Source organism: Pseudomonas marincola (genome assembly GCF_900116605.1).
GTDB classification, from domain to species: domain Bacteria; phylum Pseudomonadota; class Gammaproteobacteria; order Pseudomonadales; family Pseudomonadaceae; genus Aquipseudomonas; species Aquipseudomonas marincola.
The window spans coordinates 112308-125374 of record NZ_FPBC01000005.1 but is presented as its reverse complement, the minus strand read 5'-3'; the positions used below and the strand labels follow the sequence as shown (position 1 = coordinate 125374).

Here is a 13067-nt window from a genome sequence, read left to right as displayed (position 1 = left end):
GCGCCCAGCCAAGCATACTCGCCTGACCCAAACCCAGCTACGGCTGGGTTTTTTGTGCCTGCGCCAATTCATCAACCAGGTCACTGATTGCCTGCGCGGCGCCAAGCATATGATCGGCATGGCTGAAGCCAGAGCTTTTCAACGGTTTCAAATCATGGTCGCCCGCTTTCAGCCAATTCAGGCGTATCGAATCAGATAAAGAGTAACCCGCAACAGCCTCAGAGTTGCCCATGATGTCGCGCTCGCCCTGAACGATCAGGGTTGGGGTACGCAAATCGGCAAGGTGTGCGGTACGTGGCTTGTCTTGCTTACCCGCGGCATAAAACGGATAACCCAGACAAACCAAACCATCTGCGCCCAATTCGTCTGCCAGCAAACTGGCCATGCGTCCGCCCATTGATTTACCACCGATCAACAGCGGCCCGGAAACCTGCTCCCGAACCTGACGATAGACATCGCGCCACTGTTCCAGCAGTCGCGCTTGCGGATTAGGCGGGCGCTTTTTGCCGTCGGTGCGCCGCGCAGCCATATAGGCAAACTCGAAGCGAACCACCTGAATACCACGCTGAGCCAGCAACGCCGCCATGCTTTGCATGAATTCGCTGTCCATTGGCGCACCGGCACCGTGCGCCAGAATGAATGTGGCGCGTGCAGGGCCGACGGGGTTATCAGTTAATAAAGAAACCGCCGGCTGAGGCAGCGCCTGTTGATCCTGATCAAGTTCTTGAGTTTTGCGACTGCTCATACTGGCTCTCGTAAAGTTATGTCCGCACTATTGTGAGTGGACAAACTGGAGCATGCCAAACAATAACAGCGAAAGGAGTCGTCAGGTGTTGCAATGCGCCAACGCCAACCCAGCCCAAAAACCTGCAAACCCAACCATTGAAGATCAGGCACACACGTGACGCGCTGATAGGATTTCTTGTGCATTTGAAGGCCCGAAGACCTGCAAACTAGAGCGAGGCTTGAGGTGTGCGACCCAAAGTCGCACCCCGCCGACAAACGGCTTTCATCCTGCTCCAGTTGAGCTAATCTTGTCTGCAGTCGCCACTGTCCACACTCTAAGGCGATTCCCGTCTTCGTCGTGCCGGTTCGTGCATGGTGATGTTTGCGTTCAAAGGCCCTTCGGCGTGCACCCGAAAGGCACTGAAATGCCCTTGAAAGCTTGATCGCGTTGGCATGTATCGTTGCAATGGTTATCCGCTTTATACATACTTGCCGCCGATTTTTATCCCTAAAAAATCCATTAACCGTGGAACCCCAGCAATGAGCACAGCAATCAGTCCGACTGCTTATAACTACAAGGTGGTCCGCCAATTCGCCGTCATGACGGTAATTTGGGGGGTCATAGGCATGGGCCTAGGCGTTTTCATCGCTTCACAACTTGTGTGGCCTGAACTCAACTTTGGCTTGGAATGGACGACTTTCGGTCGTTTACGTCCACTGCACACCAACGCAGTGATCTTCGCTTTCGGCGGATGCGCGCTGATGGCAACCTCACTCTATGTGGTGCAGCGCACCAGTCAGGCGCGTCTGATTTCTGACTCTCTGGCATCATTCGTTTTCTGGGGCTGGCAGCTTGTCATCGTCCTGGCCGTCATCACCCTGCCTTTGGGTATGACCAGCTCGAAAGAGTACGCAGAACTGGAATGGCCGATCGACATTCTGCTCGGCGTAGTCTGGGTTTGTTACGCAGTGCTGTTCTTCGGCACCATCGTCAAGCGTCAAACCAAGCACATTTATGTCGGTAACTGGTTCTTCGGTGGCTTCATTCTGGTTACGGCCATGCTGCACATCGTCAACAGTGCCGAAATGCCAGTCACCCTGTTCAAGTCGTACTCGATGTACTCCGGTGCAACCGATGCGATGATCCAGTGGTGGTACGGTCACAACGCCGTAGGTTTCTTCCTGACCACCGGCTTCCTCGGCATGATGTACTACTTCGTACCGAAGCAGGCAGAGCGTCCGATCTACTCGTATCGTCTGTCTATCGTGCACTTCTGGGCACTGATCACCCTGTACATCTGGGCTGGTCCTCACCACCTGCACTACACCGCTCTGCCGGACTGGGCTCAGTCGCTCGGTATGGCCATGTCGATCATTCTGCTGGCTCCAAGCTGGGGCGGCATGATCAACGGCATGATGAGCCTGTCTGGCGCATGGCATAAGCTGCGCACCGACCCTATCCTGCGCTTCCTGGTGGTATCGCTGGCGTTCTACGGCATGTCGACCTTCGAAGGCCCGATGATGGCCATCAAGACCGTCAACGCCCTGTCTCACTACACTGACTGGACTATCGGCCACGTACACGCCGGTGCTCTTGGCTGGGTTGCGATGATCTCCATTGGTTCGCTCTATCACCTGATTCCGAAGGTGTTTGGTCGCGAGCAGATGCACAGCGTCACACTGATCAACACTCACTTCTGGCTGGCTACTATCGGTACCGTTCTGTACATCGCTTCGATGTGGGTTAACGGCATCACTCAGGGCCTGATGTGGCGTGCAGTGAACGAAGACGGCACGCTGACCTACTCGTTCGTTGAAGCCCTCGAAGCCAGCCACCCTGGCTACGTTGTGCGTGCACTCGGTGGTGCATTCTTCGTCCTCGGCATGCTGCTGATGGCTTACAACACCTACCGCACAGTACGTGCCGCCAAAGCTTCTGAATACGATGCAGCTGCACAGATTCCCGTTGGAGTAGCTCACTGATGAAACACGAAATCATCGAGAAGAATATTGGCCTGATGGCGTTGCTGATGGTGCTTTGCGTCAGCATCGGTGGCCTGACTCAGATCGTCCCGCTGTTTTTCCAGGATGTGACCAACGATCCGGTTGAGGGCCTCAAGCCTTACACCGCGCTTGAGTTGGAAGGCCGTGACGTTTACATCGCCAACGGTTGTGTCGGCTGCCACTCGCAGATGATCCGCCCGTTCCGTGCTGAAACCGAGCGCTACGGACACTACTCCGTAGCCGGTGAAAGCGTTTGGGATCACCCATTCCTGTGGGGCTCCAAGCGTACTGGCCCGGATCTGGCCCGCGTAGGCGGCCGCTACTCGGACGAGTGGCAGCGTGCTCACCTGTACAACCCACGCAACGTGGTGCCTGAGTCGATCATGCCGGCATTCCCGTTCCTGGTTGAGAAGAAACTGGACGGTAAGGACACCGCGAGGAAGATGGAAGTTATGCGCGGCTTTGGCGTGCCATACACCGATGAAGACATCGCTGGCGCACGCGAAGCAGTTAAAGGCAAAACCGAAATGGACGCGATCGTTGCGTACCTGCAGGTTCTTGGCACCTCTATCACGAGCAAACGGTAACGCACGATGGAAATCGGGACTATTCGCGGTATAGGTACAGCACTGGTATTCGTTGCCTTCATCGGCTTGCTGCTGTGGGCATTCAGCAGCAAGCGCAAATCGGAGTTTGACGACGCTGCCAATCTGCCTTTTGCCGACGAACCCAAAAAAACCAGCGAGCGCGACGAGCAATCTTCCAGGAGCAATAACCAATGACCACTTTCTGGAGTTGGTACGTAACAATTCTTTCACTCGGCACGATTTTCGCGCTGACGTGGCTTATTTTTGGTACCCGTAAAAGCCAGCCTAACGATGAAGTGACCAACGAAACTGTTGGCCACTCCTTCGACGGCATCGAGGAATATGACAACCCGCTGCCAAAGTGGTGGTTCATGTTGTTCGTAGGCACCATCATTTTCGCACTCGGCTACCTCGTCCTTTACCCGGGTCTGGGTAACTGGAAAGGCCTGCTGCCAGGTTATGACTACCTGGACAACGAGGCCAAAACGCCTTTTGCAACCAACGTCGACATTGCCAATGGCAAAGAGCGTAATGGTGGCTGGACTGGCGTTCACGAGTGGGAAAAGGAAATGGCCAAGGCCGACGCCAAATATGGCCCGATCTACGCCAAGTACGCTGCTATGCCAATCGTGGAAGTGGCCAAGGACGAGCAAGCATTGAAAATGGGCGGCCGCCTGTTTGCTTCGAACTGCTCGGTTTGCCACGGTTCTGATGCCAAGGGCGCTTATGGCTTCCCTAACCTGACGGACAACGAATGGCGCTGGGGCGGTGATCCGGAAACTGAAATCAAGAAGACCATTCTTGCCGGTCGTGAAGGCGCTATGCCAGCTCACGGTCCGATCATCGGCGAAGACGGCGTCAAGAACGTAGCTGCTTACGTCCTCACCGAACTGGCGGGTCGCAAGCTGCCGGAAGGCACTGAAGCGGATATTGCTGCAGGCCAGAAAGTTTTCAGCACCACCTGCTTCGCTTGCCACGGGGCTGACGGCAAGGGTACCCATGCAATGGGTGCACCGAACCTGACCAACCCTGCAGCATTTATCTACGGCACCAGCTACGCTCAGCTACAGCAGACTATTCGTTATGGCCGTCATGGCCGTATGCCAGCTCAGGAAGCCTTCCTGGGCAACGATAAAGTCCACCTGCTGGCCGCTTACGTGTACAGCCTGTCGCACAAGACTGCGGAGTAACTAGCTCTCCGCCAATCAGGGCGCGACTCACAGTCGCACCCTGATTTGCAACCTCAGGCGTAACATAGCGGTATAGAGAAATGACTTTGGCTGGCACGTATCAGCCAAAGCACCCAATCCAACCGCTGTGGTACAAACTGATGAGCCAACAGATACCGGTAAAAAACGTTACCCCGAACATCCCCAAAGGCCAGTCAACTGACCTTTACGCAAGTTCTGAAAAAATCTACACCCGTGCCTTCTCTGGCGTTTTCCGCAATCTGCGCAGAATGGGTGGCGCCCTTCTCTTTCTTCTCTATTTCGGCACCGTCTGGCTCAATTACGACGGCCGCCAAGCTGTCTGGTGGAACCTGCCAGAACGCAAATTTTATATTTTTGGCTCAACCTTCTGGCCTCAGGACTTCGTCCTGCTATCAGCGCTGCTGATCATCTGCGCCTTCGGTTTATTTTTTATTACGGTGTTTGCCGGTCGCGTCTGGTGCGGGTACACCTGCCCCCAGAGCGTATTTACCTGGGTATTCATGTGGGGCGAAAAAGTCACTGAAGGTGATCGCAACCAACGCATGAAGCTCGACAAAGCGCCCATGAGCGCCAACAAGTTCATGCGCAAGCTTGCCAAGCACGGCATCTGGATTGGCGTTTCACTGGCTACCGCCATCACCTTTGTTGGCTACTTCAGCCCGATCCGCGAGCTTATCCCGGACCTCTTCACCCTGAGTGCCAGCGGCTGGGCATTGTTCTGGGTTGGTTTCCTGACCCTCGCGACTTACGGCAACGCGGGCTGGCTGCGCGAGCAGGTGTGCATTTACATGTGCCCCTACGCACGCTTCCAGAGCGTAATGTTCGACGCCGACACCCTGATCGTGTCTTACGATCCGCGCCGTGGTGAAGCTCGCGGACCGCGTAAAAAGGATGCCGATTACAAAGCCCAGGGTCTGGGCGACTGCATCGACTGCAAAATGTGTGTACAGGTATGTCCGACCGGCATCGACATTCGTGATGGCCTGCAACTTGAGTGTATTGGCTGCGCGGCCTGTATTGACGCGTGTGACAGCATCATGGAGAAGATGGATTACCCCAAAGGTCTGATCAGTTACACCACTGAACACAACCTGACCGGACACAAAACACACCTTATTCGCCCACGCCTGATTGGGTATGCTATCGCGCTGATCGCCATGATGAGTGTATTTGTCTGGGCCGTGAGCTCGCGCTCGCTGGTCGGTCTCGACGTGATCAAGGATCGGGTCATGTACCGTGAAAATCAGGATGGCCACATCGAAAACGTCTACACCCTGAAGATCATGAACAAAGCCCAGCACGACATGACCGTGGTGATCAGTGCCGACGGCATTGAAGGCCTTGAGTTTGAGGGCAACACTGAGATCAAAGCCGCTGCGGGTGAAGTGCTTTCGGTGCCGGTGGAGTTGTCCATCCCGCCTGAGAAGCTGCCATCAAGCGCGAACAAGATCATGTTCCACGTCAAATCCATGGATGATCCGAGCATAAACTCTGACGCTGACAGCCGTTTCAATGGCCCAAGCATCCGCTAACATTTAGGCAAAACATAGAATGACCGAACAACCTGTAGTCTCGCCTTGGTACAAGCAATTCTGGCCGTGGTTCATCATTGGCTTGCTTGGCTTGTCTGTTGTCCAAGGCAGTTCGATGCTGATTTTTGCCACGCTCAACCCACCAGGTCTGATCTCCGATGACTACTACGAAGTAGGCAAAGGCATTAACCAGTCGCTGGATCGCGAGAACCTGGCCAAGCAACTTAAGATCAATGCCAAGGTGACCTTCAACAACGAGACCGGTGTTGCAGACATGCAGCTTTCCGGTTTCAGTGGCCCTGCAACGCTCAAACTCAACGTGATCTCCCCTACCCAACCGGAGCGTGACCGGCGCATCACCATGCAGAAGGTTGGTGACGGCCACTACACCGGCCAAATGGAAGACGCAGTAGAGGGTCGCCGTTTTGTTGAGCTGATCGGTCAGGAAGGTGGCAAGGACTGGCGTTTGTTTGACGAAGAAGTGCTCGCATCCGGCAGCGTTATTCGTCTTGGCGATGCCAAGTAAATCCGACTTACTTTTGCGGCGCGGCTACCGCGCCTTTCTGCCAAGCTGGCCTGCCGGCACTCCCGCCCCAGGCCACACGCACACGGCACAAGATCTTTGATCCATGGCTAGCCCTACCCCCTGTTATCACTGCGGTCTGCCGGTACCCACTGGCGGCCACTTCCACGCCAACGTTTTAGGCCAGGAGCGCGAAATGTGCTGCCCTGGCTGCCAGGCTGTGGCCGAAGCTATCGTGGCTGGCGGGCTTGAACACTATTACAAGCACCGCACCGAAACCGCAGCCAACCCGGATAATCTTCCGCAATTACTGCCCGATGAACTGGCGCTCTACGACCGCGAAGAAATCCAGCAGCCGTTCGTTGAGCATCAGGGTGAACTCAGCGAAACCTGCCTGCTGATCGAAGGCATCAGCTGCGCCGCCTGTGGCTGGCTGATCGAAAAGCACCTGCGCAGCATGCCTGGCGTTGCTTCAGCCGGCCTTAACCTGTCGAACCATCGCTTACAGGTCCGCTGGGCGGATAGCCAATTGCCGCTCAGCGACATCCTCAAAGAACTGCGAAGCATTGGTTATGCCGGCCACCCGTGGCAAGCCGACAGCGCCGCGCAGCAACTGGCCAAGGAAAATCGTCGGGCAATGCGCGAACTCGGTGTAGCCGGGTTGCTGTGGATGCAGGTCATGATGGCTGCTATGGCGACATGGCCCGAGTTCAACATTGACCTGACGCCTGAGCTGGACAAGATTCTGCGCTGGGTCAGTTTGTTTATGACCACGCCCATTGTTTTCTACTGCTGCGGTCAGTTCTTCCGTGGCGCGCTGCGTGATATCCGCACCCGTCACCTGAGCATGGACATCTCGGTGTCACTGGCGATTGGCGGTGCTTACATCGCGGGCATCTGGTCGACCGTCACCGGCACTGGCGAACTCTACTTCGATGCCGTGGGCATGTTCGCGCTGTTCCTGCTTGCCGGGCGTTACCTTGAGCGCCGTGCCCGGGAACGCACCGCTGCGGCAACGGCGCAGTTGGTGAACCTGCTGCCAGCCTCATGTTTGCGCCTGGAGCCCGATGGCCAGACCGTGCGCATCCTGCTCAAGGAACTCAAGTGCGGTGATCGCGTGCAAGTGCCGCCTGGCGCGTTATTACCTGCAGACGGGCGCATCGTCAGCGGTCAGTCCAGCGTCGACGAGTCTGTCCTCACCGGCGAGTATCTGCCGCAAGCACGCGCGGTGGGCGACAGCGTCACCGCCGGCACATTGAACGTCGAAGGCCCGCTCACCGTTGAGGTTGAAGCGCTGGGCGATGCCACCCGCCTCTCGGCCATTGTGCGACTGCTGGAACGCGCGCAAACCGACAAGCCACGCCTGGCCGAGCTTGCCGATAAAGTCTCGCAATGGTTTCTGCTTTTCGTACTGATTGCAGCCGCGGTGGTCGGCATCATCTGGCTGGAAATCGACCCGTCTCGCGCCTTCTGGGTCGTTCTCGCGCTGCTGGTCGCCACCTGTCCCTGCGCACTGGCGCTGGCAACGCCGACAGCGCTTACAGCCGCCACCGGCACGTTGCATGGCCTGGGCCTACTGTTAACCCGCGGGCATGTTCTCGAAGGCCTGAACCAGATAGACACGGTCATTTTTGACAAGACTGGCACCCTCACCGAAGGCAAGCTGACTCTCAGTGAGATCCGCCCGCTGGCAGACCTGAGCAGCGACGAATGCCTGATGCTTGCCGCCGCGCTGGAGAACCGCTCCGAGCACCCGATCGCAAAAGCTTTTGGCCGCGCCACGATTGCTGCCGAGGAAGTCGAGAGCACACCGGGTCATGGCCTGCAGGGTCGGGTCAATGGCCGCCTGCTGCGCATCGGGCAAGCCGCCTATGTCTGTCAGCTAAGCCAGCAACCCTGCCCGGCAATCCCCGGTACTAACGGCCAATGGCTGCTTTTGGGCGATGAGCAAGGTCCGCTGGCCTGGTTTGTCCTCAACGACCGACTGCGCGAAGATGCGCCGGAGCTGGTTGCCGCTTGCCAACAGCGCGGCTGGCAGGTCATGTTGCTCTCGGGTGATACCTCGCCGATGGTTGGCGAAATTGCCCAAACCCTTAAAATCGACACCTATCAGGGCGGCATGTCGCCGGCGGATAAACTCGCGCAACTGCAACAGCTGCATGATCAGGGCAAGCGCGTGCTGATGCTCGGTGATGGAGTGAATGACGTGCCAGTGCTGGCGGGTGCAGACATCAGCGTGGCGATGGGCAGCGCAACCGATCTGGCCAAAACCAGTGCAGACGCCGTGCTCCTGTCCAATCGTTTGAGCAGCCTGGTGCAAGCATTCAAGCTGGCTCGCCGCACCCGGCGTATCATTATCGAGAACCTGGTCTGGGCCGGTCTCTACAACAGCTCGATTCTGCCGTTTGCGGCACTTGGCCTGATCACCCCATTATGGGCAGCGCTGGGCATGTCCCTGAGCTCGCTGCTGGTCGTACTCAATGCCCTGCGCCTCACCCGCGCATGAGGCTAAACCGACTTAATCAGGAATCAGCATGCCTGCACTGTATATCCTAATCCCCGTGGCGCTGGCCCTTGTTGCACTGGCCATCTGGGTGTTTTTCTGGGCGGTAGACAGCGGCCAGTACGATGACCTCGACGGCCCTGCCCACAGCATCCTGTTCGACGACGAAGACCCGATGCACAAAGCCGGCATCGACGAGGCGCAACACTCCAGCGACGACGCGCCAGATGCCGATGATGAGGGCAAGCGCGATGCTTGAGCTGGCTCCACTGCTGGCGTCGGCGTTGATTCTTGGCCTGTTGGGCGGCGGACACTGCCTTGGCATGTGTGGCGGCCTGATGGGCGCCCTGACCCTGGCAATACCACCCGAGCAGCGCGGCAAGCGCTTGCAGTTGCTCATCGCCTACAACGCCGGGCGCATTTTCAGTTATACCTGCGCGGGCCTGATCATTGGCCTTGCCGGTTTTGCCGTCGCCAACAGCCCTGGCGCCATGATTTTGCGGGTGATTGCCGCCTGCCTGTTGATTGCCATGGGCTTGTATCTGGCCGGGATCTGGAGCGGCCTGACGCGCATTGAAGCGCTGGGACGCGGGCTGTGGCGCTACATCCAGCCCCTCACCAAACGCTTTATGCCGGTCACCAGCCTGCCTCGCGCCGTCATTCTGGGTGCACTCTGGGGCTGGCTGCCGTGCGGTCTGGTCTACAGCACCCTGCTGTGGGCCGCCAGCCAGGGCAATGCGCTCGACAGCGCGGCACTGATGCTGGCCTTTGGGCTTGGCACCATACCGGTGCTGCTGGCGACAGGGCTCGCTGCCGAGAGGCTCAACGGCTTTCTGCGTAACCGTGGCGTGCGTATTGCTGCCGGCATCATGGTCATGCTGTTTGGCCTGTGGACGCTGCCCGGCCCGCACCAACACTGGCTGATGGGTCACTGAGCAAGCCTAAAGTTGTAGCTGAGTCATTCAAAGCGTCCAGACTGATCTGTGTCAAGGAGATGCTGGCGTATCGCCAATAGACTGTCTGTTACTGATTTAACAGACCGTGGAACAGCCAATGCTCGACAGCATCCAGTGGGATACAGCCTTGATCCAGCGCTACGATCAGGCTGGTCCACGTTACACCTCCTACCCGACAGCCGTGCAATTCAACGACTCGGTAGGCCCGCTTAACGTGCTCGCGGCTGCGCGTGAGAGCGCCAAACATAGCCGCGCACTGTCGCTGTATGTGCACATTCCGTTCTGCGCCAACATTTGCTACTACTGCGCCTGCAACAAGGTCATCACCAAAGACCGCAGCCGTGCGGCGGCCTATCTGGTGGCCCTTGAACAGGAAATGGCGATCATCAGCCGGCATTTGCATCCAGATCAGGTGATCGAGCAACTGCATTTCGGTGGCGGCACACCGACCTTTCTCAGCCACAGCCAACTGCGCGAGCTGATGGCAATGATCGGCAAATACTTCAACCTGCTCGATGATGACAGCGGCGACTACAGCATCGAGATCGACCCACGTGAGGCAGACTGGGCGACCATGGGCTTGCTTCGCGAGCTGGGCTTCAACCGGGTCAGCCTTGGCGTACAGGATCTCGACCCGCAGGTGCAGCGCGCTATCAACCGGATGCAGAGCCTCGAAGAAACCGAGGCAATCATCGACGCAGCGCACACCCTGCAGTTTCGCTCAGTCAATATCGACCTGATTTACGGCCTGCCGCTGCAAACCCCCGAGCGATTTGCCGAAAGCGTGGCCGCGGTGATTGCCTTGCAGCCGGATCGCCTGTCGCTGTTCAACTACGCGCACCTGCCGGAACGGTTCAAACCGCAACGGCGCATCAACACTCAGGATCTGCCCTCGCCCGCCACCAAGCTGGCCATGTTGCAGGGCAGCATCGAACAGCTGCTAGCCGCCGGCTACCGCTACATCGGCATGGACCATTTCGCCCTGCCGGATGATGAGCTGGCGATCGCGCAGGAAGATGGCAGCCTGCACCGCAACTTTCAGGGCTATACCACGCACGGCCATTGCGACCTGATCGGCCTCGGCGTTTCAGCCATCAGCCAGATCGGCACGCTTTACAGCCAGAACAACAGCGACCTCAACGAGTATCAGCAAAGTCTCGCTCTGGGCCAGCTCGCGACCAAACGCGGGCTCACCAGCAGCGACGATGATCATATTCGCCAGGCGGTTATCCAACAGATCATTTGTCACTTCGAGCTGCAATTTGCCGACATCGAGCAACGCTTCGGCATCAACGTACTCGACTACTTCAGCGATTGCCTGCCAGCACTGCACGACATGCATGAAGACGGCCTGATCCGCTTTGACGATAAAGCCATCGAAGTCTTGCCGGCTGGGCGACTATTGGTGCGCTCGGTGTGCATGGTCTTTGACCACTACCTGCATTCGACCAACACGCAACGTTATTCGCGCGTCATCTGACGCGCAGCAACACTTTACCGAGTACCGGGCATTTAAAGTTTCACAGGGTGTATGCCCATGGATACGGGCTAAACCGACCGAGTCCGCCAGTTGCTGTAACCCGTTCTGCGCGCGGGCTGCAGTAATCCCGCTGGCCGAGATTGCACGCGTGATGTAACCTTACGTTATCTGCGTGTATTCCCGGGAACCGACTCGATGTCTGATAGCCTCAAGCTACGCACACCTCATCAGGTGCACTGCAAGGATTGCAGCCTGGCTGCACTTTGTTTGCCTTTGTCACTCGACTTTGAAGATATGGACGCGCTCGACAACATCGTCAAGCGCGGGCGTCCGCTCAAGCGTGGCGAGTTTTTATATCGTCAGGGCGATGCCTTTCAATCAGTATACGCCGTGCGTTCCGGGGCGCTTAAATCGTTCAGCGTGAGCGACAGCGGAGAAGAGCAGATTACTGGCTTCCACTTACCGAGCGAGCTGGTTGGCTTGTCGGGCATGGATACGTCAACCTACATGTCCTCTGCGCAAGCGCTGGAAACCACTTCGATTTGCGAGATACCGTTCGAGCGCCTCGATGATCTGGCCCTGCAACTGCCACAGTTACGTCGTCAGTTGATGCGCATCATGAGCCGCGAGATTCGTGACGATAAGCAAATGCTGATGCTCCTGTCGAAGAAGACTGCAGACGAGCGCATCGCCACCTTTCTGGTCAACTTGTCTTCGAGATTCAGTGCACGTGGCTTCTCGGCGAATCAATTTCGACTGGCTATGTCGCGCAACGACATCGGTAACTTCCTGGGTTTGGCGGTTGAAACAGTTTCGCGAGTATTTACCCGCTTTCAACACAACAACCTGATTGAAGCGGAAGGCAAGGAAATCAACATTATCGACCCTATCGAGTTGTGCGCCTTGGCCGGTGGCCAAATCAACAACTGATCCCCCGCGCCGCCGGTCATGGCGGCGCAGCTTTACCCCTAAACGCTTACATGCAGGATCCTTGCAATGATTTTCGACGAATTCAGCGTTAAAACGCTGATCCGCCCGGTTATAGATTTCCCCAAGCCGGGCGTGGTTTTCCGTGACATTACGCCACTGTTCCAAGCACCGCGCGCACTGCGCATGGTCATCGACAGCTTTATCCAACGCTACATCGACGCCGACTTCAGTCACATCGGGGTAATGGATGCACGTGGCTTTCTGATCGGATCGATCATCGCCTATGAGCTGAACAAACCACTGGTGTTGTTCCGCAAGCAAGGCAAACTGCCGGCCGACGTTGTCACCGAAGGCTACCAGACCGAATACGGCGAAGCGTTCCTGGAAATTCACGCAGACAGCCTGAAACAAGGCGACAAAGTGCTGATCGTCGATGACCTGATCGCCACTGGCGGCACGCTGCTCGCAGCCGTGCAACTGGTCAAGCGACTGGGCGCCAGCGTTATTGAAGCCGCAGCCATTATCGACCTGCCAGAGCTTGGCGGTTCGCAAAAACTGCAGGACAGCGGCGTGCCGACATTCGCCCTGACAGCCTTCGCCCTGGATGAGCGCTGA

At 57.2% G+C, this 13067-nt stretch carries 13 protein-coding genes; 12 read left to right on the top strand and 1 reads right to left on the bottom strand.

The features are described from left to right. Positions 1–37 precede the first annotated feature (37 nt). Entirely contained in the window at positions 38–745 is a 708-nt protein-coding gene (locus BM395_RS10045; protein WP_244528968.1) for an alpha/beta family hydrolase, read from the bottom strand. A gap of 521 nt (positions 746–1266) precedes the next feature. Here BM395_RS10045 and ccoN point away from each other — a divergent pair. The 12 genes from ccoN (at position 1267) to BM395_RS09985 (ending at position 13067) form a co-directional block, all read left to right on the top strand. Further along, a complete protein-coding gene (ccoN, locus tag BM395_RS10040; protein ID WP_069899835.1) occupies positions 1267–2709 on the top strand; it encodes a cytochrome-c oxidase, cbb3-type subunit I in 1443 nt (480 codons plus the stop codon). Then, positions 2709–3317 (top strand): cytochrome-c oxidase, cbb3-type subunit II, encoded by a 609-nt coding sequence (gene ccoO / locus BM395_RS10035; RefSeq protein ID WP_069899836.1) that lies wholly within the window; start codon positions 2709–2711, stop codon positions 3315–3317. Before ccoN ends, ccoO begins: the two co-directional genes overlap by 1 nt. A gap of 6 nt (positions 3318–3323) precedes the next feature. Next, on the top strand, positions 3324–3512 hold the full coding sequence (locus tag BM395_RS10030; protein WP_069899837.1) for a CcoQ/FixQ family Cbb3-type cytochrome c oxidase assembly chaperone: 189 nt from the start codon (positions 3324–3326) through the stop codon (positions 3510–3512). Continuing rightward, positions 3509–4507 (top strand): cytochrome-c oxidase, cbb3-type subunit III, encoded by a 999-nt coding sequence (gene ccoP, locus BM395_RS10025; protein WP_090511281.1) that lies wholly within the window; start codon positions 3509–3511, stop codon positions 4505–4507. The genes BM395_RS10030 and ccoP overlap by 4 nt, the downstream gene beginning before the upstream one ends. 140 nt (positions 4508–4647) lie before the next feature. Then, a complete protein-coding gene (gene ccoG / locus BM395_RS10020; protein WP_090511768.1) occupies positions 4648–6060 on the top strand; it encodes a cytochrome c oxidase accessory protein CcoG in 1413 nt (470 codons plus the stop codon). 19 nt (positions 6061–6079) lie between these two features. Then, a complete protein-coding gene (locus BM395_RS10015) occupies positions 6080–6586 on the top strand; it encodes a FixH family protein (RefSeq protein ID WP_069899839.1) in 507 nt (168 codons plus the stop codon). 103 nt (positions 6587–6689) lie between these two features. Then, complete coding sequence (locus tag BM395_RS10010; RefSeq protein ID WP_090511278.1) at positions 6690–9089, top strand: heavy metal translocating P-type ATPase; 2400 nt, start codon at positions 6690–6692, stop codon at positions 9087–9089. Between the two features lie 28 nt (positions 9090–9117). Further along, a complete protein-coding gene (ccoS, locus tag BM395_RS10005) occupies positions 9118–9345 on the top strand; it encodes a cbb3-type cytochrome oxidase assembly protein CcoS (protein WP_090511276.1) in 228 nt (75 codons plus the stop codon). Then, positions 9338–10021 (top strand): sulfite exporter TauE/SafE family protein, encoded by a 684-nt coding sequence (locus BM395_RS10000; protein ID WP_090511271.1) that lies wholly within the window; start codon positions 9338–9340, stop codon positions 10019–10021. The genes ccoS and BM395_RS10000 overlap by 8 nt, the downstream gene beginning before the upstream one ends. Positions 10022–10139: 118 nt before the next feature. Continuing rightward, on the top strand, positions 10140–11522 hold the full coding sequence (gene hemN / locus BM395_RS09995) for an oxygen-independent coproporphyrinogen III oxidase (protein ID WP_069899843.1): 1383 nt from the start codon (positions 10140–10142) through the stop codon (positions 11520–11522). A 195-nt stretch (positions 11523–11717) separates the two neighbouring features. After that, complete coding sequence (fnr, locus tag BM395_RS09990) at positions 11718–12452, top strand: fumarate/nitrate reduction transcriptional regulator Fnr (protein WP_069899844.1); 735 nt, start codon at positions 11718–11720, stop codon at positions 12450–12452. A gap of 66 nt (positions 12453–12518) precedes the next feature. After that, entirely contained in the window at positions 12519–13067 is a 549-nt protein-coding gene (locus BM395_RS09985; protein WP_090511269.1) for an adenine phosphoribosyltransferase, read from the top strand.

What these genes read in the sequence shown, in the direction of transcription:
- BM395_RS09985 (WP_090511269.1), top strand. Translation starts at nt 12,519, where the DNA reads ATGATTTTCGACGAATTCAGCGTTAAAACGCTGATCCGCCCGGTTATA.
- ccoO (WP_069899836.1), top strand. Translation starts at nt 2,709, where the DNA reads ATGAAACACGAAATCATCGAGAAGAATATTGGCCTGATGGCGTTGCTG.
- ccoG (WP_090511768.1), top strand. Translation starts at nt 4,648, where the DNA reads ATGAGCCAACAGATACCGGTAAAAAACGTTACCCCGAACATCCCCAAA.
- ccoP (WP_090511281.1), top strand. Translation starts at nt 3,509, where the DNA reads ATGACCACTTTCTGGAGTTGGTACGTAACAATTCTTTCACTCGGCACG.
- ccoS (WP_090511276.1), top strand. Translation starts at nt 9,118, where the DNA reads ATGCCTGCACTGTATATCCTAATCCCCGTGGCGCTGGCCCTTGTTGCA.
- BM395_RS10015 (WP_069899839.1), top strand. Translation starts at nt 6,080, where the DNA reads ATGACCGAACAACCTGTAGTCTCGCCTTGGTACAAGCAATTCTGGCCG.
- BM395_RS10030 (WP_069899837.1), top strand. Translation starts at nt 3,324, where the DNA reads ATGGAAATCGGGACTATTCGCGGTATAGGTACAGCACTGGTATTCGTT.
- fnr (WP_069899844.1), top strand. Translation starts at nt 11,718, where the DNA reads ATGTCTGATAGCCTCAAGCTACGCACACCTCATCAGGTGCACTGCAAG.
- BM395_RS10000 (WP_090511271.1), top strand. Translation starts at nt 9,338, where the DNA reads ATGCTTGAGCTGGCTCCACTGCTGGCGTCGGCGTTGATTCTTGGCCTG.
- ccoN (WP_069899835.1), top strand. Translation starts at nt 1,267, where the DNA reads ATGAGCACAGCAATCAGTCCGACTGCTTATAACTACAAGGTGGTCCGC.
- BM395_RS10010 (WP_090511278.1), top strand. Translation starts at nt 6,690, where the DNA reads ATGGCTAGCCCTACCCCCTGTTATCACTGCGGTCTGCCGGTACCCACT.
- BM395_RS10045 (WP_244528968.1), bottom strand. Translation starts at nt 745, where the DNA reads ATGAGCAGTCGCAAAACTCAAGAACTTGATCAGGATCAACAGGCGCTG.
- hemN (WP_069899843.1), top strand. Translation starts at nt 10,140, where the DNA reads ATGCTCGACAGCATCCAGTGGGATACAGCCTTGATCCAGCGCTACGAT.